The 26,245-nt window shown below is 40.3% G+C and carries 29 protein-coding genes and 1 pseudogene; 20 read left to right on the forward strand and 10 right to left on the reverse strand.

The genetic code is table 11. The features are described from left to right. The first annotated feature begins 143 nt into the window (after positions 1-143). From IPL35_09615 to IPL35_09625, 3 genes are all read left to right on the forward strand, one after another. A complete protein-coding gene (locus tag IPL35_09615) occupies positions 144-662 on the forward strand; it encodes a hypothetical protein (GenBank protein ID MBK8443640.1) in 519 nt (172 codons plus the stop codon). Next, entirely contained in the window at positions 611-1,915 is a 1,305-nt protein-coding gene (gene sppA / locus IPL35_09620; GenBank protein ID MBK8443641.1) for a signal peptide peptidase SppA, read from the forward strand. The genes IPL35_09615 and sppA overlap by 52 nt, the downstream gene beginning before the upstream one ends. 115 nt (positions 1,916-2,030) lie before the next feature. Beyond that, positions 2,031-2,849 (forward strand): class I SAM-dependent methyltransferase, encoded by an 819-nt coding sequence (locus IPL35_09625; protein ID MBK8443642.1) that lies wholly within the window; start codon positions 2,031-2,033, stop codon positions 2,847-2,849. A gap of 38 nt (positions 2,850-2,887) precedes the next feature. Here the strand turns inward: IPL35_09625 and IPL35_09630 are convergent, their stop codons facing one another. Then, the gene (locus IPL35_09630) at positions 2,888-3,445 is read right to left on the reverse strand and encodes a DUF3575 domain-containing protein (protein ID MBK8443643.1); all 558 of its coding nucleotides are present in this window, start codon (positions 3,443-3,445) and stop codon (positions 2,888-2,890) included. A 234-nt stretch (positions 3,446-3,679) separates the two neighbouring features. On the opposite strand from IPL35_09630, the gene IPL35_09635 reads away from it, so the two are divergent. The 4 genes from IPL35_09635 to IPL35_09650 all read left to right on the forward strand — a co-directional run bounded on the left by IPL35_09635 (position 3,680) and on the right by IPL35_09650 (position 7,216). Beyond that, positions 3,680-4,552, forward strand: a complete 873-nt coding sequence (locus IPL35_09635) for a phosphatidate cytidylyltransferase (protein MBK8443644.1) — start codon at positions 3,680-3,682, stop codon at positions 4,550-4,552. Positions 4,553-4,561: 9 nt separating this feature from the next. Next, a complete protein-coding gene (locus IPL35_09640; GenBank protein ID MBK8443645.1) occupies positions 4,562-5,128 on the forward strand; it encodes a dihydrofolate reductase in 567 nt (188 codons plus the stop codon). A 23-nt stretch (positions 5,129-5,151) separates the two neighbouring features. Next, complete coding sequence (locus tag IPL35_09645) at positions 5,152-6,186, forward strand: AMP-binding protein (protein ID MBK8443646.1); 1,035 nt, start codon at positions 5,152-5,154, stop codon at positions 6,184-6,186. Positions 6,187-6,265: 79 nt separating this feature from the next. Beyond that, positions 6,266-7,216 (forward strand): T9SS type A sorting domain-containing protein, encoded by a 951-nt coding sequence (locus IPL35_09650; GenBank protein MBK8443647.1) that lies wholly within the window; start codon positions 6,266-6,268, stop codon positions 7,214-7,216. A gap of 130 nt (positions 7,217-7,346) precedes the next feature. Here IPL35_09650 and IPL35_09655 read toward each other — a convergent pair whose 3' ends face one another. The 4 genes from IPL35_09655 to IPL35_09670 form a co-directional block, all read right to left on the reverse strand. After that, positions 7,347-8,330, reverse strand: coding sequence for a pyruvate dehydrogenase complex E1 component subunit beta (locus IPL35_09655; protein ID MBK8443648.1), 984 nt, complete (start codon positions 8,328-8,330; stop codon positions 7,347-7,349). A 154-nt stretch (positions 8,331-8,484) separates the two neighbouring features. After that, positions 8,485-8,844 (reverse strand): CoA-binding protein, encoded by a 360-nt coding sequence (locus IPL35_09660; protein MBK8443649.1) that lies wholly within the window; start codon positions 8,842-8,844, stop codon positions 8,485-8,487. A 35-nt stretch (positions 8,845-8,879) separates the two neighbouring features. Next, positions 8,880-9,338 (reverse strand): hypothetical protein, encoded by a 459-nt coding sequence (locus IPL35_09665; GenBank protein MBK8443650.1) that lies wholly within the window; start codon positions 9,336-9,338, stop codon positions 8,880-8,882. 50 nt (positions 9,339-9,388) lie between these two features. Beyond that, a complete protein-coding gene (locus tag IPL35_09670) occupies positions 9,389-9,784 on the reverse strand; it encodes a hypothetical protein (GenBank protein MBK8443651.1) in 396 nt (131 codons plus the stop codon). 266 nt (positions 9,785-10,050) lie between these two features. Between IPL35_09670 and IPL35_09675 the strand changes: the two genes are divergently transcribed. Next, on the forward strand, positions 10,051-10,890 hold the full coding sequence (locus IPL35_09675) for a DUF4292 domain-containing protein (protein ID MBK8443652.1): 840 nt from the start codon (positions 10,051-10,053) through the stop codon (positions 10,888-10,890). Between the two features lie 36 nt (positions 10,891-10,926). Here the strand turns inward: IPL35_09675 and dnaA are convergent, their stop codons facing one another. Beyond that, positions 10,927-12,339: a chromosomal replication initiator protein DnaA gene (gene dnaA / locus IPL35_09680; protein ID MBK8443653.1), complete on the reverse strand. Its 1,413-nt coding sequence runs from the start codon at positions 12,337-12,339 to the stop codon at positions 10,927-10,929. Between the two features lie 535 nt (positions 12,340-12,874). On the opposite strand from dnaA, the gene rplM reads away from it, so the two are divergent. The 6 genes from rplM (at position 12,875) to IPL35_09710 (ending at position 18,116) form a co-directional block, all read left to right on the forward strand. Beyond that, positions 12,875-13,318: a 50S ribosomal protein L13 gene (gene rplM / locus IPL35_09685; GenBank protein ID MBK8443654.1), complete on the forward strand. Its 444-nt coding sequence runs from the start codon at positions 12,875-12,877 to the stop codon at positions 13,316-13,318. Positions 13,319-13,344: 26 nt separating this feature from the next. Beyond that, positions 13,345-13,788, forward strand: coding sequence for a 30S ribosomal protein S9 (gene rpsI, locus IPL35_09690; protein MBK8443655.1), 444 nt, complete (start codon positions 13,345-13,347; stop codon positions 13,786-13,788). A 62-nt stretch (positions 13,789-13,850) separates the two neighbouring features. Next, positions 13,851-14,660 carry a 30S ribosomal protein S2 gene (gene rpsB, locus IPL35_09695; protein MBK8443656.1) on the forward strand — a complete coding sequence of 270 codons (810 nt, stop codon included), beginning with the start codon at positions 13,851-13,853 and terminating at the stop codon, positions 14,658-14,660. A gap of 123 nt (positions 14,661-14,783) precedes the next feature. Further along, the gene (locus tag IPL35_09700) at positions 14,784-15,611 is read left to right on the forward strand and encodes an elongation factor Ts (protein MBK8443657.1); all 828 of its coding nucleotides are present in this window, start codon (positions 14,784-14,786) and stop codon (positions 15,609-15,611) included. A 237-nt stretch (positions 15,612-15,848) separates the two neighbouring features. After that, a complete protein-coding gene (locus tag IPL35_09705) occupies positions 15,849-17,177 on the forward strand; it encodes a tail fiber domain-containing protein (protein ID MBK8443658.1) in 1,329 nt (442 codons plus the stop codon). 225 nt (positions 17,178-17,402) lie between these two features. Beyond that, a complete protein-coding gene (locus IPL35_09710) occupies positions 17,403-18,116 on the forward strand; it encodes a UMP kinase (protein ID MBK8443659.1) in 714 nt (237 codons plus the stop codon). A gap of 18 nt (positions 18,117-18,134) precedes the next feature. Here IPL35_09710 and IPL35_09715 read toward each other — a convergent pair whose 3' ends face one another. Together IPL35_09715 and IPL35_09720 are read right to left on the reverse strand one after the other, a co-directional pair. After that, positions 18,135-19,112 (reverse strand): hypothetical protein, encoded by a 978-nt coding sequence (locus IPL35_09715; GenBank protein ID MBK8443660.1) that lies wholly within the window; start codon positions 19,110-19,112, stop codon positions 18,135-18,137. Positions 19,113-19,197: 85 nt separating this feature from the next. Then, a complete protein-coding gene (locus IPL35_09720) occupies positions 19,198-19,806 on the reverse strand; it encodes a DUF4230 domain-containing protein (GenBank protein ID MBK8443661.1) in 609 nt (202 codons plus the stop codon). Between the two features lie 258 nt (positions 19,807-20,064). Here IPL35_09720 and IPL35_09725 point away from each other — a divergent pair, with 258 nt between their 5' ends. The 3 genes from IPL35_09725 to IPL35_09735 all read left to right on the forward strand — a co-directional run bounded on the left by IPL35_09725 (position 20,065) and on the right by IPL35_09735 (position 21,841). Next, entirely contained in the window at positions 20,065-20,808 is a 744-nt protein-coding gene (locus IPL35_09725) for a DUF4197 domain-containing protein (protein ID MBK8443662.1), read from the forward strand. A 95-nt stretch (positions 20,809-20,903) separates the two neighbouring features. Further along, complete coding sequence (locus IPL35_09730; protein MBK8443663.1) at positions 20,904-21,248, forward strand: hypothetical protein; 345 nt, start codon at positions 20,904-20,906, stop codon at positions 21,246-21,248. After that, positions 21,245-21,841, forward strand: a complete 597-nt coding sequence (locus IPL35_09735) for a hypothetical protein (protein MBK8443664.1) — start codon at positions 21,245-21,247, stop codon at positions 21,839-21,841. Before IPL35_09730 ends, IPL35_09735 begins: the two co-directional genes overlap by 4 nt. 40 nt (positions 21,842-21,881) lie before the next feature. Here the strand turns inward: IPL35_09735 and IPL35_09740 are convergent, their stop codons facing one another. Then, positions 21,882-22,685 (reverse strand): M48 family metalloprotease, encoded by an 804-nt coding sequence (locus tag IPL35_09740; protein ID MBK8443665.1) that lies wholly within the window; start codon positions 22,683-22,685, stop codon positions 21,882-21,884. Between the two features lie 219 nt (positions 22,686-22,904). Between IPL35_09740 and fumC the strand changes: the two are divergent. Next, positions 22,905-24,298, forward strand: a pseudogene (gene fumC, locus IPL35_09745) (class II fumarate hydratase). Between the two features lie 153 nt (positions 24,299-24,451). Here the strand turns inward: fumC and IPL35_09750 are convergent. Continuing rightward, positions 24,452-25,051 (reverse strand): PorT family protein, encoded by a 600-nt coding sequence (locus IPL35_09750; GenBank protein ID MBK8443666.1) that lies wholly within the window; start codon positions 25,049-25,051, stop codon positions 24,452-24,454. A 343-nt stretch (positions 25,052-25,394) separates the two neighbouring features. Between IPL35_09750 and IPL35_09755 the strand changes: the two genes are divergently transcribed. Further along, complete coding sequence (locus IPL35_09755; protein MBK8443667.1) at positions 25,395-25,997, forward strand: hypothetical protein; 603 nt, start codon at positions 25,395-25,397, stop codon at positions 25,995-25,997. Between the two features lies 1 nt (position 25,998). Next, positions 25,999-26,226 carry a hypothetical protein gene (locus tag IPL35_09760; GenBank protein ID MBK8443668.1) on the forward strand — a complete coding sequence of 76 codons (228 nt, stop codon included), beginning with the start codon at positions 25,999-26,001 and terminating at the stop codon, positions 26,224-26,226. The last annotated feature ends 19 nt before the right edge of the window (positions 26,227-26,245 follow it).

Below are 26,245 nucleotides of genomic sequence, written 5' to 3' on the forward strand. Positions count from 1 at the left end.
AGGCTATTGTTTTGAATTTTACATTTTTTATGAAATCTTTGTACCACAATATGGGTTATACACCACGAAATATCCGCTAATTTTGCATTTTCGTTTTTGTATTTTAATTTACCTTTTACAAGAAATATTATTACTTTTTCATTATGCGTCAGTTTTTAAAATATATACTGGCTACTTTGGTGGCTTTGTTTTTATTTATATTTATCGGCTTTGCTATTTTGGCGGGTATTGCTGCTAAAAGCATGAAATCCTCCGGTAGTAATGTTACCGTAGAAGCCAACACTGTGCTTAAAATTGCCTCCGACCGCCCCATTGCCGAGCGCAGTGTGAGCAACCCCTTTGCCAAACTAAGCGGCGAAGAAGAACAAATAGGTTTGGACAAAATCCTGAAATCTATTCGCAAGGCAAAAACTGATGATAAAATCAAAGGAATTTATTTGGACTTATCCACTGTGACGGCGGGTTTGGCAAGTGTTGATGAAATTCGTACTGCTTTGCAAGATTTTAAAACTTCGGGGAAATTTGTTGTGGGATACGGCGAAGTGCTTACTCAAAAGGCTTATTATTTGGGCAGCGTAGCCAATGAATTGTATGTAAATCGGTGGGCTATATGGAACTCAAAGGTTTTAGTTCGGAGATTATGTTCTATAAAAAAATGTTAGACCGCCTCGAAATTACACCCGAAATTTTTTATGTCGGCAAATACAAAAGTTTTACCGAGCCGTTTCGTTTTACGCAAATGAGCGAACCCAACCGCGAGCAGGTGAGCGCGTTTTTGAATGATTTTTATCAAAAATTTATTCGCAATATCTCTCACAACCGCAATATCGCACCCGACAGCCTCCGCAGCATTGTGGATAATCTGATGGTACGCACCCCGCAAGATGCCGCTGCCCTTAAACTCGTTGATGGTACTAAGTATTATGACGAAGTAGAAAATACTTTGCGCAATAATTTGGGCTTGAAAGAAGATGAAAAAGTGAAATTTGTGTCTATTGCCAACTATGCCGAACAAGTAGGCGATGATGAAGACTACGGCAAAGATAAAATCGCGGTGGTGTATGCTTTTGGCGATATTATAGACGGCAAAGGTGAAGAAGGAAGTATTGCTTCTAAAGATTATGTGAAAATATTGCAAAAAATACGCACCGATGATAAAGTAAAAGCAGTAGTGTTGCGCGTCAATTCTCCGGGTGGCAGTGCCTTGGCTTCTGATGTTATTTTGCGCGAAATTGATTTAATTAAAGACAAAAAGATTCCGGTGGTGGTATCTATGGGCGATGTAGCCGCTTCCGGTGGCTATTATATCTCTTGCCACGCCGACAGCATCTATGCCGAAGAAAATACTATCACCGGCTCTATCGGTGTATTCGGTATATTGCCTATTTTAGATAAATTTTTGGATAATAAAATTGGTATCACCACCGACCGCGTAAAAACTGCCAAATATTCCGATTTTCTCAACTCCCTCAACCGACCGCTTACCGATGACGAAAAATTGATTATGCAACAGCGCGTAGATAAAATTTATGACGATTTCCTTTCGCAGGTTGCTAAAGGACGCAATATGCACAAAGACAGTGTACATACAGTGGCTCAGGGGCGCGTATGGACGGGTACACAAGCCTTACAATTGGGATTGGTGGATAAAATAGGTCGGGTTGATGAGGCAGTGGCTTGTGCGGCGCGCATGGCAAATCTGGGTGACAACTATCGCATCAGCAACTACCCGCGAGAAGAAGACCCTTTTGAAAAAATTATAAAAAAAATCAACGGAACTGAAGATGAAGAAGCTGTGCGCGCTTTATTACAAGAACAGTTGGGTGTTTATTATCAATATATAGAACCCCTACAAAAATTGCAACGCATGCAAGGAATACAAATGCGTATGCCTTACGAATTAAATATTCAATAAAGTATAATACTTTTGAGTAGCAAGTGCGCATACACAGAAATTTGGCTTTATTTTTGACAGAGATAAAACAATAAGGAACGCTTTGTTTCTATCGTTCTGTGCTGCCAGTTATTTTATGAATTACAAAACTTCCATAAAAATTTGGGAAGATTTAGCTCAACATGATGTCTTTTGGGCTGTTAATCATTTCACACAATACGAAGGTGATGTGTGGGACGTGGAGGATTTTTTAAGAACCGGCACCACCGAAGTCAATACTGTTTTGCGCTTGCTGAAACAACAACAATGGCTGCCCCCCAATATTGATTTGGCTTTGGATTTCGGCTGCGGCATCGGGCGACTCACCCGTGCTCTATACCCTTATTTTGATAAAATTGAAGGCGTTGATGCTTCTGATTCCATTATTTATCAGGCGCGGCTGCGCAATACTGATTTTTTGGATAAAATTGAATTTTTTGTATGCCACGATGCCAATTTGAATGTCTTGGGTCCCAAAAAATATTCTTTCATTTTATCTACCCTTACTTTTCAGTATATTCCAATTCCCGAATCAATGTACCTCTTGCGAGAGTTGGTATATCGTCTCAAAATAGGCGGTATTTTGGTGTTTCAAGTGCCTGTGCGCGATATTCGCAAACCTTCTATTTGGCGTATGCTTAAAGCCGGCTCTCGTTTGCAGGATTACTTGATGGCTTGGGGATTGGGTAATACCTACCAAAATCTGCAACCTATTTGTATGGACGAAAACGATATTCAAGGATTGGTACGCACCTACGGAGGCACTATTTTGGGGAGTTTTTATACGAATCATTTAATGGAGCATTTCAACGGTGATTTGCGCTTCATTCCAGAAAATGACAGTGTAGATTATGTGAGTAAATTGTTTGTGGTGAAAAAAACAGAGGCCGTCCCGATAGACGACCTCTCCTTATAATTCCTGTTTTTTTAAAAAAAACTCTAATTTTCCTGCATTTAAAAGCGATACCCCACCGCCAATTTGGCGTAGCTGCCCAAATTCAATATAGGAAAATCTGATAAGTCCACCGCTGGATCACTGTTTTTCCATTCGTTGATAACAGCACGCCCCAAACCACCTCCTATTTCAACAACGATGTTCTGTGTGCCTACCCATTTATAACCCAAGCCAAATCCTATCGTAAACTTAGTATGCGACACTTTTTCGCTCGTGACGCTGTTATTAATCGTTTTTGAATTTCCGGTTGAAAATTTACCAAAAGCGTTGATATAAAATCTATCCAAACCCGCTTGTGGTTTCATATAATATTTCCCCTCTACCATAGTGCCGATTTCATTGGAGCGGTATTCATCGCTGTTTACTTTGAATTTGCTGAAGTCTAAGTGAGGTCTTGCTTCTATACCAAAATAATCATTTAACCCAAACTCTACACCCATATCTATATTGCCGAACAATAATCCCAATGGGTTTACTTTTATTTCGGTTTGTGCTTGTGCGGTATTCAAAAAACTCATCAACAGCACTGTTGTTGCTAATAACATTAATTTTTTCATGAATAATTATGTTGTGTTGTTTTTTTAATAAAAAATTAAAAGAAAAAAGATTTTTAAATTTTAAATATGCATTTTTAGATATTTTAAATAAAAGAATGTTTAATAAGATGCTTCATTTATTTTTAATTATATTTTTTTGATAATTCCGGTTCTGTGTATTTAAAAGTCTTGAAAGCTCGCTATTTTTGAGCAGTTTATTGTTGGGTTATCTTTATTTTATAAATTTCTTGTTTTATGATGTCTGTCGGCACTCCCCCTCCTGCTACTCCACCTGCTTCCACCCTACGCACTCGTGTTATCACGGCGTTTTTCTTTGTAGTGGTGATGGTGGCGGGTATTTACTTACACCCAATTTCTTTGCTGCTGCTGCTGGGGGCGGCAAATGTGCTGTGTTTGATGGAATTTCAACTGATGATACGCAACATCACCCAAAATACTTCGAGATATGTAGCTTTTGAGCGCGTGTATATGGCTGTGTCCGGCAGTATTTTGTATCTGCTCATTGCTTTCGTGATGATGGAGTATTGCGACACGATGTATTTAATTTATTTGCTGCCTTTGGCATTTTCTTTTTTTATCAAAGAATTGTACTCCCTTAGCCGCAGCCCTTTTAATAAAGTAAGTGCCAATGTGTCGTCTTTGCTGTGGATTACTGTTCCGTTTGCTATGGCTATCGGTATTGCTCATATCAATGGCTACTTTGACCCCAATATTCTGATGGGTGTGTTTTTGTTGGTGTGGGTAAATGACAGCGGTGCTTATTTAGTAGGTTCGCGTGTCGGTAAACATAAATTTTTTGAACGTATTTCTCCAAAAAAAACTTGGGAAGGTGTAGCGGGCGGTTTTGTGTCGGCAATACTGTGCGGCTTCATACTTTCTATGATTTGGACACAACTCAGCCGCACCGAGTGGCTGCTCTGTGCTATGTTGTCGGCGGTGTTCGGCACTATCGGCGATTTGGTGGAGTCGCTCCTGAAACGAAGTGTACAAATTAAAGATACCGGCTCTTTTTTGCCCGGACACGGTGGATTTTTAGACCGCTTTGATGCTTTTATTTTTGCTGTACCTTTTGTTTATACTTTTTTATATGTTTGGCGAAATTTTTAATTTCTTACCATGACAAAACGCAAACTTATTGTATATATTGCCACCAGTGCTGATGGCTACATCGCCCGCTCCGATGATGATTTGGAGTGGCTGCAACAAGTAGCTCGCGAGGGCGAAGATTATGGCTATGCCGCTTTTATACAAAGCATTGATACGGTGGTGCTGGGGCGAAGAACCTACGAAAAAGTGTTGCAAATGGGTGTAGTGCCGCATACCGACAAACGTTGCTTTGTGCTGTCGGCGGCAGATGGCTGGCACGTGCCTCCCGATGCACCACCTACCACTCAAGTGTATGGCAGCAATCTGGAAAGTTTTATTGCTCAACTGAAAGCTGAAAATTCCGAAAAACATATTTTTTGTGACGGCGGCGCACAAGTGATACAACAATTATTACGCTTGCAACTGATAGACGAAATTATTGTTTCTGTTATTCCTGTTTTGCTCGGCCGTGGTATTGCTTTGTTTCACAATACGGCAGCTTTGCCCGAAAATACTCTGTTGTTGCTCCAATGTTCTGCCTTCGAAAGCGGCTTGGTGCAATTACATTATCGCATCAAAAAAAATGATGCTTCCTGAAAATGCTTTATATTTCCTGCTAAATGCTGCTTTTAGATTTTTCCCGCTACTCCATTTCCGACATTATTGCCCAAATACCGCGCCGCGAGGCTTGGCAAATTGCTGTTGCCGATTTTTTGGAATGGTGGAATGATACTGCTGAGGATAATTTGCACATCAAAACTTCCGGCTCTACAGGTGTACCCAAATTATATATTTTTTCCAAAAATGACCTTCTTCAAAGTGCGCAAGCTACTGTCCGCTTTTTTGATTTACAGCCCCAAAATACCGCTTTGCTCTGTCTTTCTGCCGATTTTATTGCAGGAAAAATGATGCTCGTGCGGGCTATCGTTGCCCGCTTGCGCTTGTATTGCACTGCCCCCCGGTCGCTGCCTTTATCTGATGTGTCTTTATCCTTTGATTTTGTGGCGATGGTGCCTGCACAGGTGCTTGAAACTTTGCAAAAAAACGCCGCCCTCTGGCAACAGGTTCGCTGCTGTATTGTGGGCGGTGCTGCTCTCAGTGCGGCACAAATTGCGGCGTTGCAGTCGTTGCCCACCCGTTTTTATGCCACTTTCGGTATGACAGAAACCCTCAGCCACATCGCCGTGCGCGCCCTCAACGGAGTGCAAGCTGCCGAATATTATCAGGCATTGCCCAACATCATTTTGCGCACCGACGAACGCTCCTGTTTGTGTATTCGCGCTCCTTATTTGCCGCACGAAATCATCAGCAACGATATTGTGGATTTGCAAGCGGATAAGGTTCGTTTTCGGTTTTTGGGACGCGCCGATTCCGTGATAAATTCGGGCGGCATCAAGATTATTCCCGAATTGCTGGAAGCCAAAATTGCTCAGTTTATTGCTGTGCCTTTTTATTTTGCAGGTAAAAATGACGAAAAATGGGGGCAAAAATTAGTGCTTTATATAGAAAACGCTCCCTTTGAAAAAGAAAAAATGAGTCACTTCCGCTCTGTGCTGCAACAGCAATTGCAACGCTACGAGCAGCCCAAAGAAATTGTTTTTCGCACCGCCTTTCAGCGCACCGCCACCGGAAAAATAAAAAGGATTGCTTTTTAAAATATTTTTACCGCGGCTCAGGCAACATTTTTTTCTTTCATTTGCTCTTCCTTTTAAAACCAGAAAAACTTATATTATTATGAAATTAGTATTTGCATTTCTTTGTAGTTTGTTGCTCGGTGCAGAACAACTTTTTGCCCAGAATGATATTTATTTTCCGTTGTTGGAAAACACCAAATTTGTTTATACGGCAGGTGCTTATGATGGCGATCAAACAAAGGAATTGGTTTTTGATAAGGATACTTTGGTGGATGGTGTGGTATTGAAAAAATATTTTTTTTCGTATAAAGGCGAATGGGAAAGTTGGGAATCGCAAATGTGTTTATTATTAGAAGATGTAGCCGAGCAGCGCGTGTGGCAACGGTATTTTTCGGTAAATGCTGCCGGAGAGTCGGAATATTACGACCAGTTGCTTTATGATTTTTCTTTGCAACTTAATGATACCATATCCTATTCTACTTATGAAAGTGGTGACTACATGGTGCAGTATATTTCAAAAGAAGATAGCGTGATGACGGGAAATGGCTGGGCTAAACGTTTGTATATTCGCTATCTTCATCACGCTTCAAACCACGACCACGAGTATACTGTTTTGTGGATTGAAGGCGTAGGTAACTATTATAATACTTTGTCTGCAGACTTTCCTGATTGGTGGAATACCTTTGACCCTGTATGTGTTTGGAAAAATAATACTTTTGTTTTTGGAAATTGTGAAGAGAATGGTTTTAATTCCCTAAATGACCCAATGGCGACACCGCAAGCGAATGTGTTCGCGGTGTTGCCTACCCTTCCATCTGACAATGGTTTATTACAACTTGCTTATACGGGCGGTGGTTCTTTGGTGTGCTCGGTGGCGTTGTATGATATGCAAGGAAAAACGATAGCTGTATGGCGGCATCAGGCAGTGGACTCGGCTTCTTCGTTGCTTTCTTTGGAGTTGCCTGCTGCTATGCTTAGTGGCGTATATGTGCTGAGTATTGCAGATGAAAAAGAGCAAAAGCAAATTTCAAATTTAAAAATTATACGTTAGCAGATAAAAAAGTATCTTCATAATAAGTCAATCATTTTTTTAGGTGCATCTCAAAACAAAAAAGCGGGCTTTTTAGCCCGCTTTTTTTATTTTTCAAGAGCCTGTTCATTATGCAGGTTTTTCTTCTTTTTTATTTTTTAATATACATCACTTCTTTTACTGCTTTTATTACGCGCTCGGGATTGGGTATCCACTCCTGAATGAGTGTGGGTGCAAAAGCCAAGGGTGTATCTTTGCTGTTGATACGGATTACCGGCGCATCTAAATAATCAAAAGCACGGCGTTGTACGATATGTGATATTTCGGAGGCAATGCCTGCCAAAGGCGACAATTCTTCTACAACGACTAAACGGTTTGTTTTTTTCACCGACTGTACAATGGTATTGTAATCAATGGGGCGTATGGTGCGCAAATCTATTACTTCGGCACTGATGCCGTCTTTTTCCAGCATTTCGGCGGCGGCTAAGGCCACTTTCATCATTTTATTGAACGACACTATCGTCACGTCGCTACCGCTTCGCTTGATGTCGGCAACGCCTATCGGAATTAAATATTCTTCTTCCGGCACTTCGCCCATATCCGAATACATCACTTCCGACTCCAAAAACACCACCGGATCATCATCGCGAATGGCACTTTTCAATAAGCCTTTGGCATCGTAAGGGTTAGAAATTGAAATCACTTTTAAGCCCGGAATTTGTGCATAAAATGCCTCAAAACTGTGCGAGTGTGTAGCTCCCAACTGACCCGCCGAGCCGTTAGCACCGCGAAATACGATGGGACACGAAAAATGACCGCCCGACATCTGAAGCATTTTGGCTGCAGAGTTGATAATTTGGTCGGCGGCGAGAATGGCAAAATTCCACGTCATAAACTCTACAATCGGGCGGCAGCCGTTCATCGAAGCACCTACGCCGATGCCCGCAAAGCCTAATTCCGAAATGGGGGTGTCTATCACGCGCTTTGCTCCAAACTCGTCCAACATTCCCTGACTTACCTTATAAGCTCCGTTGTATTCGGCTACTTCCTCGCCCATCAAAAAAACACGCTCATCGCGGCGCATTTCTTCGTTCATCGCCTCTCGAATGGCTTCTCTCAGTCGTATTTTACGCATATATTGTTCGCTTTAGTATATAAAATGAAGCACAAAAATAAGCATAGAAATCTTAGTTGAAATCTAAAATTTATGCTGTATCTGAAAAATTATCTTTTTTGCAAAAATTTTTCCCTGTGTTTTTTAATCCCTGTCGCTTTTTTATCCGCACCTGTCAGTATTGTCCGGTTTGTAGCAATACCAAAGTGCAGGCTTCTTCAACAATAATATTCGCTGCTTCTGCCAACTTTGCCAGTTCGGAATTTTCGGTGCCGGGGTTGAAAATAATGCGGCGCGGCTGCAAAGCAATGATGTAATCGTAGTAGGGCTTTTGCCGTTCGGGATTCAAATACAAAGTTATCGTATCAATGCGCTCGCCGTAGATGCGTTCGCTTACAATAGGTGTAGTGCCAATGTGGGCTTCTTTTGCACCAATAGCAAACACCTGATGTCCGTGGTGGTGCAGCATTTTTACTGCTTTGTACGAATAGCGATACTCATGCGGCGATGCTCCCAACACCAATGTCGGAAGCATACCGCTATCGGAATTACTCATCATAGTTGTTTTTTTTACTTCGTTATCATTTTGATTACCTTGCGAGCCAATAAAACACCGCCCATTGCAAAAATTCCTTGCACCGCCAACGACTGCCAAGAGTAGTAATCGGGGTTGCGTTTTGCAAGGCGGCGTACTTTGCTGCCCATATTTTTTTCAATGTAAGGTCGCTCTGCCACTTGTGCTATAGAGGATTTTAGTTCGTTTTTTTTGCGTTGTTTTATTAAATAATTCATACCAAAATTTAGTAATTGTTTTGCTAAAGCAGAACTCAATAAGTTATTGCCATTGTTTAAAAATAATCTTTCTGCCAATGATGATATATTCGCTGCCAAAGTATTAGTATGTGATGAAGGCGCAACTGATGATGGAGATCGTGCTTTTGCGCTTGTGTCGCTTTCTTCTATGTCTTTTCGCAATTGCTTTTTTGCCAAAGCAATTTTAGTGTTTATATATTTATTGTTATTTGTCATATTCAATTTGTTTTATTTGCTTTTTGCCCAACTCAAAAAATCGTTTTTTTTTAATCTTCTTTCATAATTTCATCTACAAATTTGTCGGATATGGCTTTAAAAATGGGAAATTCCAACAAACTCTCTCTAAAAATAATAAAAATTAATAAAAGCACTACATGAAACATCGTAAGTGCTGCAAATGCTCCAAGTGCGCCCCAAAACGATGCCAAGTAAATTGTGAGTGTTATGATGCCAAAAAAATATGCCATAAATGCTACCATACCAATAATAATAACGGATACCGCAGATGCCAACAAACCTGATATTTGTTCGACACGCTCTAAAGCAAAAAGTTGTATTTTTTCTTTTTGCTTGTCTTTAAAATTACTCACCAATGAATTCAATGAATTGATGAATTTTTCCGGTGCAAGTATATTTGAAATCAGTGCATTTAGCCAACCCATAGTTTTTGTTCCTGTTTTTTTAGCAAAATAAAAATATTTTAGCTTTTAAACTACTATTATTTTGAAAAAGTGCCTCTTTTTGTTCTTTGATGTGTTGTTTTTGGGTGATGCTCTTTTAATAGGTGTTCTTTATCTATAACGAAAAATAATTGCAATGTTGCCAAAATCATTTTTAATCTATTCAATAAATAATAACATTTTGCAATTTTAAGCGTTTATTTGCAATGCTGTTTTATAGCACTGTTTTTTTTTATAGCAGTTTTTTTTTGTTTTATCTTTTTGTGATGTTTTATTTTAAAAATTCGCCCTTTTTTACTTTCTTAGTCGGTATAGTTTTTTTGACGATGGTGGCGGCTTGCAGCAACTCCAAGCGAGTACATACCACCCATAAGCCTACTGCCGCCGATGCCAATGTTTCCAATGCCGCCGCCAAATATAAAATGGTGCAAAAGTTGCAAAAAAGTATCGATGCCGCTTTGTTTGATGCCAATACTTTTACGACCAAAGCCAAACTCAAATTTACTCAGAACGGAAAATCTGAATTGCCTGTCAATATTACTTTGCGCCTGCAAAAAGACAAAGCTATCTGGCTGTCAGTAGCTCCGGCTTTGGGGTTTTTGAGTATTGAAGTGGCTCGCGCCCTTATCACGCCCGACTCTATTAAAGTATTGGATAAAATTAATTCCCGCTATTATGCCAAAGAGTTTTGCTATATAAATAATTATGTACATTATCCTTTGGATTTTGCCACGCTGCAATCTTTATTGCTGGGACAATATGTGCGCTATGAGGATTTCAGCGAAGTACACAGCAGTGCGGCGGCAGAGCAGCTTTTATCTCAAAATTCGGTGCTTTCGGCACAACGTGATGATTATCGTGTGCAGAGCATGGAAATTACCGATACGGCGCAGGCTCGTTATCTTTTGGCACAATACCACGATTATATTTTACTTGATAATCAAAAGGCTTTTTCTACCAAAAGGCGTTATGTACTGAAAAATCAGGGCGACCACTACGAAGTAGAAATAGAATGTTCTAATCCGCAGGCGAATACTGCGCTCAAAATGCCTTTTGAAGTATCGGACGGTTACGAGAAGGTAAAATAAAAACACAAAACAGCCAACGGAGAAGTAACGCTTTTTTTAGATGTTCATCTTAATTGTTTTATCCAAATCTTTGATGGTGCGCTCAAAAACCGGATCGGTATCTATTTGGTCGCTCACCGCCTGACAGGAGTGTATTACTGTACTGTGGTCGCGTCCGCCGAAGTCTCTGCCGATTTGTTTTAAGGAGTAGTTGGTGTATGTTTTTACAAAATACATCGCTATTTGGCGTGCCTGCACCGCTTCGCGTTTGCGGGTTTGTCCTTTGAGTATATCAATGGAGATATGAAAATAATCCGCTACCGTTTTTTGTATAAAAGGAATAGACAGGTCTTTTACAGAATTGTTGTTGTGGGTTTTGATAACGGTTTTTGCCAAATTCAAATCCACTCTCCGCTGTGCCAGCGAAGCATGAGCCACCAACGAAATCAATACGCCTTCCAATTCCCGCACACTTGAACTCACATTGTAGGCTACATATTCTACTACTTCTTTCGGCAACTCTATGCCTTCGGCGAGCATTTTGTATTCTAATATCGCCATGCGCGTTTCAAAATCGGGCATTTGAAGGTCGGCGATCAGCCCCCATTTAAAACGAGACAACAAGCGTTCTTCCATACCTACCATATCTTTCGGTGCGCAGTCGCTTGTCATCACTATCTGCTTGCCGCTTTGGTGCAAGTGGTTGAAAACATGAAAGAAAATATCTTGTGTTTTATCCTTTTCGGCAAAAAATTGTATGTCATCTATCAATAATACATCTACCATTTGATAAAAACGCACAAAATCATTGAGCGTATTGTTGCGCACGGCTTCTATAAACTGGTGGGTGAATTTTTCTGACGATACATATAATATGCTTTTGTTTGGAAACAAACGTTTGATTTGGTTGCCGATGGCTTGTATGAGGTGCGTTTTTCCCAAACCCACACCACCATATAATACCAATGGATTAAAAGCTGTGCCGCCGGGTTTGTTGGCAACGGCAATGCCCGCCGAGCGTGCCAATTGGTTGCATTCACCCTCAATAAATGCCTCAAAGGTGTAGTTGGGATTGAGTTGCAACTCAAAGGGCATTTTTTTGATACCCGGTATTACAAATGGATTTTGAATGTTTTGAGTAGGGCTTGTTTCGCTCTCTTTGTTAGCGGCAGTGTAAGCGTAGGTGCTTTCTTTTTGCTTGCCCGACGGATATTGATTTTCAATCACTATCCGATATTCTAATCGTACTCCGCTCCCCAATACGCTTTTGATGGTTTTACTCAATAGATTGACATAATGCTCCTCCAACCATTCATAAAAAAACTGGCTCGGCACTTGAATAGTAAGTATATTGGCTTCGTATTTTACGGGCTTAATTGGCTCAAACCAGGTTTTGTAGCTTTGTGCATTAATGCTATCCTTGATAATGACTAAGCAGTCTGTCCATATTTGTTCTACTGTTTTTGACATAGTCATATCTGAAAGAATAGATATTTTTCAAAAGAATCTTTAGTAGTAGAGTTGTGTATTATTCCTAATTGTGCTACTGAAAAATGATGCTGCCTTTAACAGCTTCACTACATTATTATATTACGAGCAAAAATATCGGACAACAGGATTTTTTTTTAAACCTTACACCCCTCATACTATCGTGCCTGCAAAATTTGGGAGGGGTAAAGATAGATAATGACTTTGAATTTTATACTAAATTTCTGGTGTTTTTTTATATATATTTTTAGGTGCGTATCATAAAAGCAGTAAAAAGGTGCTCTTATCATCAGCAAAAACAGACTTGCAAATGTTTTCCTCTAAAATTTTTATTCCAAAAATACACTGATTATCAATTATTTATGATTTTATATCGAAATATTTTTTTCCAAAAAATTTGTTTATCTTAATATATATTTTAACTTTGCATCTCTTTTTGAAAGCCGCTTTTGTACGGCGGAAATACATTTTTGATTATTATATTTTTTTAGCTATAATTTTTTAATTCTTTCAACTCGTGAATACTCTTAGTTATAAGACCCGCTCCTTTCGCAAAGAAGACGTAAAGCGCGATTGGTATGTGATTGATATGGAAGGTCAAACTTTGGGACGCGCCTGCACCCAAATTGCTTCTATTTTGCGCGGTAAGCACAAACCCATCTTTACCCAACACGTAGATACCGGTGATTATGTGGTGGTATTAAATGCCGAAAAAGTGGCATTGAGCGGTAAAAAACTCACCGACTATCAACATTTGCGCCACACCGGTTATCCGGGAGGACAACGTGCCAGCACTCCACGCGAAATTTTGGAAAAACACCCCGAACGCTTGGTAGAAATGGCTGTACGCCGTATGTTGCCTAAAAATATTTTGGGCAAGGCTATGTACAGAAAATTGTTTGTGTATGCCGGTGCCGAACACCCCCATACCCAAAAAATGAAACCCCTTGAAATCAAATAATTTACCTTTATTTTTTTTATATAAAAATGCCAAGTAAACAAAGCAATGGAGTAGGCAGAAGAAAAACCGCCGTAGCGCGTGTGTTTGTGGCTGCCGGAAGCGGTATGATTACCGTTAATAATAAGGATTATAAAAACTATTTCCCGATTGATTTTTTGCAGTTGGTTCTTACTGAGCCTTTGCGCATTTTGGGAATAGAAGATAAATATGATATTAAAATTAATGTAAACGGCGGCGGTATCAAAGGACAAGCAGAAGCCTGCCGTTTGGGTATTGCGCGGGCTTTGGTAAAAGACAATCCTACCGAAGTAACCGTAGAACGCAATGGTCAGGAAGTGCAGCTGAACGAAGTAAAAATGAAACTTAAAGCCGGCAACCGCGATATTCTTACCCGCGATGCCCGTAAAGTTGAGCGTAAAAAACCGGGCTTGCTCAAAGCACGCCGCGCTAAACAATTCAGTAAACGTTAATCAGTTTCAGCGTTCTTTATTCCTTTTTTATTTTCTATCTCTATTCAAAATTATTCATTTCTATGCCAAATATATCGCAGCAAGAATTGTTAGATGCCGGTGTACACTTCGGTCATCTTAAAAAGAAATGGAATCCTAAAATGTCGCCCTATATTTTTATGGAGCGCAAAGGTATTCATATCATTGACCTCAATAAAACAGCTACTTCTTTGGAAAAAGCAGGTAGTGCTATGCGGGCTATCGCTCGCTCCGGAAGAAAAATTTTGTTCGTAGCTACTAAAAAACAAGCCAAAGATATTGTATATGCTGCCGCTCAACGTGTAAATATGCCTTATGTTACTGAACGTTGGCTCGGTGGTATGCTCACTAACTTTACTACCATTCGCAAATCGGTGAAAAAAATGCAAAACACCGAAAAAATGTTGAGTGATGGTACCTTGGATAATATCACCAAAAAAGAAAAACTGATGCTCAACCGCGAAAAAGAAAATCAATTCCGTGTGTTGGGAGGTATCGCTTCTTTGAGCCGTATCCCTTCTGCTATCTTTTTGGTGGATATCGGACACGAGCATATCGCTTTGGCTGAGGCTCAACGCTTGGGTATTACTACTTTTGGTATGGTGGATACCAACGCCGACCCCAATAAAGTGGATTTCCCTATCCCCGCCAATGATGATGCCGCTAAATCTATTTCAGTTATCACCAACTACATCGTGGAGTGTATTCGCGAAGGTTTGGAAGAACGCCGCCAAGAGCGCGATGCCAACGGCGGTGATGCACCCGAAAGCGAAGTGGCTGAAGTTGGCGGAGAAGACCGCCGCCGCTTGCGCCGCCGTGGCGACAAAGGTGGAGATGCTTCCAAAGAAGATTAAAGCAGCAGCCGTTTTTTTAATTTGTTATTTTTTTTTCAAGACTTTTTAAATTCCTGACGTTCTTCCGTGCGTTTTTTTTACGGATTTTTTATCTTAACCATATAATATTGTATTTAATATATTATGTCTATATCAGCTTCTGATGTAAATAAACTCCGTCAAGTTACCGGTGCCGGTATGATGGATTGCAAAAAAGCCCTCACCGAAGCCAATGGCGATTTTGAGGCGGCTATTGATTATTTGCGCAAAAAAGGACAAAAAATTGCCGCTAACCGTGCCGATCGCGAAGCTACCGAAGGTGTAGTAATAGCCGTTACCAACAGCGACCACACGAAGGGCGTAGTGGTAAAAATAAGCAGCGAAACCGACTTCGTGGCTAAAAATGAAGCCTTTATTGACTTTGCCAAAAGTGTGGCTCAATTGGCTTTGGATAATTTTTCAGAAAATAAAGATGCCTTATTGCAGGTTACTTTAGATGGTACGCCTTTGTCGCAACATTTTGAAGAACAGGTAGCCAAAATCGGTGAAAAAATTGAATTAGCCGAATACGCCCGCCTCGAAGGTACTTGTGTTGTGCCTTATATTCACTTGGGCTACAAAATAGGTGTGCTGGCTCAATTGAACCAAAACGGTGCTGCTGCCGAAGATATGGGCAAAGATGTATGCATGCAAATCGCTGCCTTAAATCCGGTAGCTGTTAATAAAGAGAGCGTAGCTGCTTCTGTTGTAGAGCGCGAATTGCGCGTAGGTCGTGAGCAGGCTATCGAAGAAGGCAAGCCCGAAGTAATGGCTGATAAAATTGCCGAAGGTCGTTTGCAAAAATTCTTCAAAGAATTTACTTTGTTGAGCCAACAATTTGTGAAAGACAACAACAAAACCGTAGAGCAGGCTTTGAAAGAAGTAAACAGCGGCTTGACAGTGGTTGATTTCAAACGGGTAGCTTTGGGTTAATACTTTTTGTGTTTTTTCCCTTGTTTTAGTAGTAATTTTTACCAAAACTTATATACAAAGCGGGTTGTCGGATTGCCTCTGACAACCCGCTTTTTCGTTTTAAACTCCGGCTTATTTTTTTATATTTTGCTCATATTTTGTATTTGATTTTCATAGCCGATATTGGCATTTTTGTAGTGATGATAAATCACAAGCAAAGTAATCTCATTTTTTAATCACTCTCAACAATAAAAAAATATGAACGCTAAATTTTTATTTGTCGGCTTATTGTCCTTCGGCGTATCCGTTCAGCTATCGGCTCAGGCACCTTGGTCTAATCTTACTCCCCAAACTTTGGATTTCTACCCCTCCGGCTCTTCTTCCGTTAATTCTATTGGCGGTGCAGACGTTTTGCCGATCGGCAGTTTTTGTGCCGGTGATATTAGCACCGTTTCCCCCACTTCTTCCGACTTTACCGTACACACCAACAACAATTTATTTTTGGGTACTACTTCCTCTAAAGTATTTTTGGGCGGTTGCGGTAGCGTCAATGTTCCTTCTTTGGCAACAGGTGCAGCCGCTAATGTGGTAGTAGATGCTCAGGGTAATTTGGCAACAATGCCTTTAGGCGGCGGCGGTATCGGTGATGATTTGGGCAATCATACCGCTATTAAAAACCTGAATATGTCCTGCTTTGATGTTACCAATATAGATTCATTGGTGTTTTGTAATAATGGGGTTATCGCTCAAAGCAAAAATTTCCCTGGCGAGTTGGTATCTTATAATGCCTTCGGTGTGGGCATTGAGCCTTCTATGGTCAATATGTTGTTTCCGCCGCCTTATATCCAGCAAGGAACCGGTATGATGGGTTTGGGTCCTTTCAATTTTGCCGTTAATGGACAGGCTTTTGCTTCGGGCGGCTGGTGGATTCCCTCTGACCGCCGTTGGAAAAAAGACATCAAACCTATTCATCACGCCTTGGAATTGGTGCAACAACTCAATGGTGTGAGCTATGAGTATGACAATAAACACAATACTTCCGTGAAGTTTGTGCAAGGAAAAACCAATGGTTTTATAGCTCAAGATGTGATGAAAATAGTGCCGCAAGCAGTGCAAGGTTCTGAAGAAGGCGGATTTGTGGTAAATTATGATGCCATTATTCCGATTTTGAATGAAGCTATCAAAGAACAGCAATCCATCATTGATCAACAACAACAAACCATTGACAATTTGACAGAAAGATTATCCGCCATAGAACAAAGCCTTCAACTATCATCAAAAACAAATGCTGCTACTATCATACAAACATCTGCCGATAATAGTGCTGTGCGTTTGGAGCAGAATGTACCGAATCCTGCCAACGATGTTTGCTTTATATCCTACGAAATCCCTTTTTCTGCTGATAAAGAAAAAGCATTTTTGCTGATTAGCAATTTACAGGGTCAAATGATGCAACGCCTGCCACTTCCTGCTCAAAGTGGCTCTGTTGAAGTAAATACACATCGCTGGGCAAGCGGGGCTTATGTGTATAGCATTGAATTAAACGGAAAAATTATTTCTTCAAAAAATATGATGATTCAACGATAATTTTTATTTTTTATATCTTAAAACCAATATTTTATATATAACAATTCATTGCATTTTATGTGTAAATAATTATCGTTCCTTTTAGTAAATTGTATAAAGCCGATGTTTTTTTAAAAAAACATCGGCTTTATTGTATGTGTTTCACACACCAACAGCTCTACGAAAAATTGCGTGCAGACTACTATAAAAAAATTATCTTTGTATCAAATTTTTCAGTACAAATAAATGACGATGAAATACAAACGCATTTTATTAAAATTGAGCGGTGAAGCACTGATGGGCAGTAAATCTTATGGCATTGATTCGCCCCGTATCAATGAATATGCCCGACAAGTATATGAAATTACACAAGAAGGCGTGGAAGTGTGTATTGTCATCGGAGGCGGTAATATTTTCAGAGGTATGAAAGCTGACGAAATCGGTATTGATCGTGTTTCGGGCGATTATATGGGTATGCTGGCAACGGTGATTAATGGTATTGCACTCCAAAATGCTATTGAGAAACAAGGTGTAAACACCCGCTGTATTTCGGCGTTGGAAATCAGAGAAGTGTGCGAGCCGTATATCCGCCGCCGCGCCCTGCGCCATTTAGAGAAAAAAAGAGTTCTTATTTTTGTTGCCGGAACTGGTAATCCTTATTTTACTACCGACACCGCCGCCGCGCTCCGCGCTATAGAAATGGAAGCTGATGTTATTTTGAAAGGTACGCGCGTAGATGGTATCTATACCGCCGACCCCGAAAAAAACCCCACCGCCACCCGCTATGACCGTATTACTTTTCAAGATGCTTTGCACAAAAAACTGAACGTAATGGACGCTACCGCTTTTACTTTATGCCAAGAAAATAATTTACCTATTATTGTATTTGACATGAACAAAGCCGGTAATTTGCGCCGCGTGGTAGAAGGGGAAAATGTGGGTACATTGGTCACAACTTAACTCCTTTGTTTGCTTTTTTTATTGTACCACACCATAATTAAACAGCAATATCGCTATCAAAAAAATAAAATGTATTGCTTCCGCTATCCAAATATTGGGGCTTTCGTAGAGTACATACGCCAAAAAAAAACTTGTCGGTATTATAAAAAGCATTGTACACTCTTGCCAGTGTCCTATAAAAATACCTACTGTAATAAATGCCAACACCAATATCCAAAACATAATCGTTACATATTTGCGGTGTTGAATAATATAGCGCAAATATTTCAGCAATACTAAAGGAATTGCCAATAATAAAACCAATAAAAACAACAAGCCCTTAATAAATAAGGCGGGTGTGTATTGTACAGATATATTTAAAAACGGCTCTTGTGCCCACTTGTAAAAAAAAGGTAATTGGTCGGTGAGGTAGAAAAATGATATGGATAAATAAAATGGCAATATAATTCCTAACAAAGAAACTAATAATTCCTTGAAATTAAAGATGCGTACTACTGCCACAGAAATCGGTATTAAAAATAAGAGCATCGAACTTGGTAGAAAAAATAAAGATGCTACCCCCAATAGCATTCCTACATCAAATACAGGACTTACTCCTTTGCTGTTGTACATTATAAATACTGCCCTTACGCCTAATGTTACGAAAATAAGTGCTAAAAAAGACGGGTGCCAATAAATATAAGGCATACATAAATTAAGCACCAACAAAAAAGCGATACCGGGTAATATTGTTTTTTTTACGAAAAATAAACGCTGTACATAATGATTGAAGATAATTGCAGTACCAATACTTAAAGCTGTAAATATCAGTATTTGCTGATTTTGCCAAGGCAAAAAAGATTGAATGAAGTTGATAACTAAATGATAAAAATAACTACCACTTTGCTGTGTATCGGGTATGGGGAGCGATACAATAAAAAAAGGGTGAAAGAGTAATAAACCGTATAAAGCTATCCATATCCAACTGTCGTTGTTTTTAAAAAAGCTTATTAACATTCGTAATTCTTACGATTAAGTTGTAAAAAATGCGAATTTAAGCAATTATATTCGTTTGTTCGCTCACTTCAAAAATATCGCAACTTTATGATGAGGGCAAAAATATACCTTTGCCTTCGTTTTGAACCACCTGCCAGCCCTGTGCTTCTGCGAAAGATTTGATGAGGTCAAGAGCCTCCTGTGCCTGTTGTTCGGCGGCTTTGAACAAATGGCTGTTGGCGGCTTTTTTGCGAATATCGTCTTTGGCGGCTTGGGTTATTTGGGTCAGCTCCTGTGCCGTAAAACTATTGAAATATCCTTCGGTGAGGTCGTAATATTGAATCGTAGGATCTATGGATAAAATTTCGGGCGGCGGCAGTGGCGATAAATACAGCGTTTTGGTGTTTTCGTCGAGGTGGATATTCATTTTTTCCAAATCGTAACCTACCGACACTTTCGCCTGTACTTTGAGCAGTGCTTTTTTTTGAAAAACAGGCAAATCCAAACCGTAATAATTACGGTGGTCGTAAATATCACTCATCTCCCCTTCTACGGTAATCAGTTTTGCCACTTTTTTTATTTGCTCCAAAAGCACTACGCTTTGTATTTCAGTGGTGGCAGGTTTCCAGAAATTATTGGCACTGCAACCACGCAATAATACAATGCCCAGCACCAAACCTATCCCAATATATAAAAGCGGAGTCAATGATTTCATAAGATATATATAGCTGTTTTTGTATGGTTGTATAAGAACGAAATCCATTGTCGGAAAAGTTCTTGAAATTAAATCTATTCACAAAAAACTATCCACATTGTGGATAATCTCACAACACCACCACAAAATCGCGACAACAATTAAACTTTTTCCACATAAAAAAATCTAATTATGGCGTAATATTGTGTTTAACTTTATTGAAATTGTAAAATTTCATTCACAAAAAAAATAATTGCACAACTTTTTAATCAAAAATCAATGAAAAAAATTTTTTTATCGTTAGCCGTATGTGTCACTCTGTTGATAAGTGCTTGCACTTCTTCACAAATTAATAAAACCGTAAATAATGTATTAGATGCGGCTTCTTCTGCTGCCAATAGCGGCAAGCCCGTTACCGAAGCCGAGGTAGGCGAAGGGTTGAAAGCGGCTCTTTCAAAAGGTATCACGGTCGGTGCTGATTTGGTGGCAAAACAAGACGGATATTTTAAAAATCCGCGTATCAAAATTCCTTGGCCTCAAGATGTGCAAAAAGTAGAAAAAACCCTCCGCGATGTGGGATTAGGCAGCGAAGTGGATAAAGTGGTGCTTTCGCTCAATCGCGCCGCCGAAGATGCCGCCACCCGCGCCAAACCTATCTTCATCAGTGCCATCAAACAACTTACTATCCGCGATGCCATGAATATACTGCGCGGCAACGAAAACGCCGCTACCGAATATCTCAAAAAAACTACCTCCGGACAACTTCGCAACGAATTTAGCCCTGTTATTCAAACGTCATTGGATAATGTGCAAGCGACAAAATATTGGGGCGATGTGATTAAACAATACAATAAAATTCCTTTGGTGAAGCAGGTGAATCCCGACTTGAAAGGCTATGTGACCGACAAAGCATTGGAAGGCTTGTTTTTGATGGTTGCCGATGAAGAGAAAAAAATTCGTCAAAACCCTATTGCCCGCACTACCGAACTGCTCAAAAGGGTATTTGGTTTGCTGGATAAATAGTCTTTTTTTTTGAGAAAAAAAAACTGCAAAAATCTGCAAGGAAATTAAAATGTTCCTTGCGGATTTTTTACTTTACTGCTCTTTTAAAAAAAAATGTGCTTGACGTGGATGATCATTTTTTGCAACCTTTGCGCGAAACACTTTTTGATACAAAAAAAGTAGAAGTGTTTTTGTTGCGTGAGGATATGCGCTCGCCGTGGCTATCGGGCAATAAAGGGCGCAAACTAAAATATAATCTCTTGGCGGCACAAACTGCTCATCACCGCCGTTTGCTCACCTTCGGCGGTGCTTATTCCAACCATTTACATGCTTTTTCCAAAGCCGCCGCCGCATATAGTTTCGAAGCCATTGCCGTAGTACGAGGCGAAGAAAATGCCGCCGCCCCCTCAACCCCACCCTCCGCGATTGTGCCGAACAAGGCACACAACTGCATTTTGTGAGCCGCAGCCAATATCGCCAACGACACCAAGCCGATTTTATACAGACCTTGCACCTGCAATTCGGCGATTTTTTCCTTATTCCCGAAGGTGGAGCTAATGAATACGGTGTGCAGGGCTGCCGCGAAATTATAATAGATGCCGGCGGTGCAGAAAATATGGATTATTGGTGCGCCGCCTGTGGCACGGGTACTATGCTCGCCGGAATGATAGCGGCTTGCGAAGAAAAATCAATAGTGTTGGGATTTCCGGCATTGCCCAAAGCCGAATTTTTATACCAAGATATTGAACGGCAATTGCAGCCGAATCATTATCGCCGCTGGACTTTGCACACACAATATGCTGCTCCGCAATATGCCCGCTTAAATGATGAACTCCTGCAATTTATCCGCCGCTTTTATCTGCAACACCGCATTGTGTTAGATGCCGTTTATACCGCAAAAATGATGTACGGCATTTATGATTTGATACAAAAAGATTATTTTCCTGCCGGCTCACGTATAGCTGCCGTACATAGCGGCGGCTTGCAGGGTTGGCACGGTATGCTGCAGTATCAACAACAACTCCCCGAAATACCCTGGCAACTGATACAATAAAATGTATCCGTAACAAAAGATAAAAAAAGAAAAATAGAATTTATGACTTTTTTAAATTGCTGTATTTTTGGATAGCTTCGCGGATTTTTTCCATACGATTTTCGGGATTGGGGTGCGTGCTGAAAAACTCCGATTGTTCTCTGCCGCCCGAAGCCTCCTTCAAAATTTCCATTACTCCGATCATTTCTTCAGGATTATATCCCGCCTCTATCATAAATTTTACGCCCAATTCGTCCGATTGTAATTCATCTTCTCTGCCATATTTCATATTTACTACGTTGCCAATCATCTGTGCCATCTGCGCTGTTTGTTGGCTGTTGGGGTTGTTCGGGTCATAAGTAGCCATTACTACTGCTCCCGTAATGCCTTGTGTGAGTTCTTGCTTGGCGATGCGTGCCGCCGAATGACGAGCCACCACATGCCCGATTTCGTGACCCAATACACCGGCAAGTTGGTCTTCATTTTTTAACCGCGACAGCAGCGCATAGGTAATAAAAACAGGACCGCCGGGTAAAGCAAAAGCGTTTACGGTTTGGTCATCTGCCAGCAAATGAAAACTAAATTCATAAGGTGTGTTTTTGGCTTCGCTGCTTTGCAACAGTTTATTTCCCACATTATCCACCAATGTTTGCAATTTTTCGTCAGGATACAAACCGCCGTGCTGCTGTGCCATAGCGGGTGCACTTTGCAATCCCAAAGCAATTTCCTGTTCAGTATTGATACTAATGTGTTGAGTTTCGCCAGTGATGGGGTTTGTTTGCGAGTTGGAATAATAGCGGCACAAACTAAAACCTACCATTACAAGGGCAATGAGAATGGTAGCTGAAAGACGAGAACGATTCATGATATTTTTTAAAAAAATAAAAAAGGGTGATTAAACTGCAAGTGTAACAAAAAAATGTAAAAAAACGTTTCGTATCCATCATTAAATCATAAAAAGCTACTGCTCATACTTGTTTTTTTATAAAAGCTACTTCTTAAAAAGCATTTAGTGTGGTGTCAAAAGGTGTTTTTTTTCGTACCTTTACACTTCAATTATACCATTTTAATTATAGTAAAATATATGAATGTAAGAAAAGAAAAAGACAGCATGGGCTACATTGATGTACCCGCCGAGCGATATTGGGCGGCTCAAACGCAGCGTTCTACCGAAAATTTCCGTATCGGCGGCGAGCGTGCCCGTATGCCCATCGAAATTATCCACGCCTTTGCCATTTTGAAAAAAGCTGCCGCTTTGGTTAATGCCGAACTGACGAATTTTTCTAAAGAAAAAGCTAACCTTATCGCCCAAGTATGCGATGAAATTGCAGCAGGGAAATTAGATAACGAATTTCCTTTGGTAATATGGCAAACCGGCTCCTGCACTCAAAGCAATATGAATGTAAATGAGGTAATTGCCAATCGCGGGCAAGTGTTGCAGGGTGGTAGCCTCAATGATGAAAAAAAAGTGCTGCACCCCAACGATGATGTAAATAAATCGCAATCGTCTAACGATACTTTTCCTACTGCCATGCATATAGCCGCCTACAAAATTTTGGTAGAACATACCATTCCGCAGGTAGAAAAGTTGCACGATACGCTACGCGAAAAATCGGAGCGTTTTATGAATGTGGTGAAAATCGGGCCACACACTTTATGGACGCTACACCGCTTACTTTGGGGCAGGAGTTTTCGGGCTATGTGTCGCAACTAAACCACGCCCTGCGTGCCATACGACACACCCTGCCGCATTTGTCGGAGTTGGCATTGGGCGGAACGGCAGTAGGTACAGGCATCAATACTCCAAAAGGATATGCTACGGCAGTAGCTGCAAAAATTGCAGCGTTGAGCGGCTTGCCTTTTGTAACGGCAGAAAACAAATTTGAAGCACTCGCCTCACACGATGCTTTGGTAGAAGCACACGGCGCACTAAAAACCTTAGCAGTAGCTTTGATGAAAATAGGAAATGATGTGCGTATGCTTTCATCAGGTCCGCGCAGTGGCATCGGCGAAATCCTAATCCCCGAAAATGAACCCGGATCTTCTATTATGCCCGGCAAAGTGAACCCCACCCAAAGCGAAGCCCTCACGATGGTGTGCGCTCAGGTATTGGGAAATGACGTGGCTGTTAATATCGGCGGCTGCACTGGACATTTTGAACTCAATGTGTTTAAGCCTTTGATTATTTCTAATTTTTTGCAGTCGGCGCGTTTGTTGGGCGATGCCTGCGACTCTTTTAATGAACACTGCGCCATCGGTATCGAACCTAATGAAATGATGATAAAAAACATCTTAGAAAATTCATTGATGCTCGTAACTGCACTCAACACACATATCGGCTATGATAATGCAGCTAAAATTGCCAAAACTGCCCACGCTCAAAATAAAACCTTGCGCGAAGTAGCCATAGAATTAGGATTGCTCTCAGGGGAAAAATTTGATGAAATTGTAGTCCCTGAAAAAATGGTAGGTTTATAAAATAAAAAAGAGATATAAGATTTTATAACCTTATATCTCTTTCTACTGTATGGATAAAAGAGAAACGAGCGTTTGGAATAAAATCCCAAGACGCTCGTTTATTCACCCACTCTCGTTTAAAAAAAACTAATTGTTTATAAAACAGTAAATATACTAAAACAAAACTCCCAAACGCAAACCTATTTTACTTTGAGAAATTTTGCCATCGTTAGGAACGTTCTTCACAACGCCCGTAAATCCATTATCAAAAAACAAAGCGGCAAATAAAGATATGCTTTCATCAATAGCATATTCGGCACCGCCACCCAAACTCAACGATAAGTTGATAGGTTTATAATCTTTAGATTTTACCTTATCCTCTTTTGAACTTACTTTGATACCCGGTGTTAAGCCCATTTGTCCAAAAAATGTTAGGTTATTACCCATTTCATTGGTACGGAACTTCAACAACGCCGGAAATTCAATATACTGTAAATTTACTTTATACTCAGCTAAGGAATCTACTTTAGATGAACCTCCTACAAACATGTGATTCATTCCGGTAGAAATTGCATAACGGTCGGCAAAAAAATAATCTATCATTAATCCATAGCCGAAACCCATTTTTGAAGAGGTTTCAATACCATCTACGTTGGCTCTGAACCATGCCACATTCGGATCTATATGCAAACCGAAGCGGAAACCTTCAATCTGAGCACTTACTGACTGCACAAAAGCAATAATGACAAAGAACAAAAAAAGAATTTTTCGCATGATATTTCGTTAATAATTTGTTTTTTTAATTTTGAATGTCAAATGGTAAAGTTACCAAAAAAAGTTCCTATTATAGCAAAAAACTTATTCATGCACACCCATCGGTATATCCTACGCTACTCAATTCTGTCGTATAGACAATGGCTATGTATTATGGTCACTTTATTTTTTTTTATTTCTTGTAAAAAAAATGAAAAAAAAATTCCGCCGCCTGATGTATCCTCCATACAAGCCGATGTAGCCCTCCATCGTTTTGACCAAGCCATTTTTCAATTAGATACTACGCAACTGCTGCCTTCTACTCAAAAATTAGCAGTGCAATACCCCGATTTTTTTCCTTTTTATGTACAAGGAACTGATGCAACTCGGCTTGTGGAACACTGCCGACAGCAGCCAAAATCTTCCAAATACTGCCAAAGAATTGTCGGCATTCATCAACAACAGCGATATGCGCGGTGTGTATGATAGTGTGCAAACGCATTTTAAAGAAGCAGATTTTCTGAAAAAAGATTTTGAACAAGCCTTTCGCTATTATAAATATTATTTCCCCAACCGCCGCATACCCGATATTTATACTTGTATTTCGGCATTTAAAGTGGCTGCTTTTACCTACGATACCACCGCTTTGGGCATTAGCTTGGATATGTATTTGGGAAAAAATTATCCGGTGTACTCCTTAGTGGGTATTCCGAAATATCTTTCTGATTTTTACGAGCCGCGCTATCTTGTTTCTAACAGCATCAAAGCGTGGGTAATGAATATGATGAGTGACGAAGGGCGGCAACTCCGTCTGATTGATAAAATGGTGCGAAACGGTAAAATGCTCTACATTGCCGATAAACTGCTGCCCGCCACCCCCGACAGTATCAAAATGACATATACCGCCGACCAAATGCAATGGTGCGAGCGCGAAGAATTTAATATCTGGACGTTTTTTAGAAAATAACTTGCTCTACGAAACCGAAAGCCGAAAAGTAGATAAATATGTACACGAAGCTCCGACCAGTTCCGGTATGCCCCCAGAATCTCCCGGAAATATAGGCTCGTGGATAGGTTGGCGTATTGTGGACAGCTATATGAAAAAAAATCCGAACCTCTCTTTGGAGGCTCTGATACAAATGAAAGACGGACAACAGATATTGCAAGCCTCCGGCTACAAACCTTTGCGCCCTTAAAAATGGGCTAAGGTGCATT

It is taken from the genome of Sphingobacteriales bacterium, from assembly GCA_016711285.1.
Taxonomy (GTDB): Bacteria; Bacteroidota; Bacteroidia; order Chitinophagales; family UBA2359; genus JADJTG01.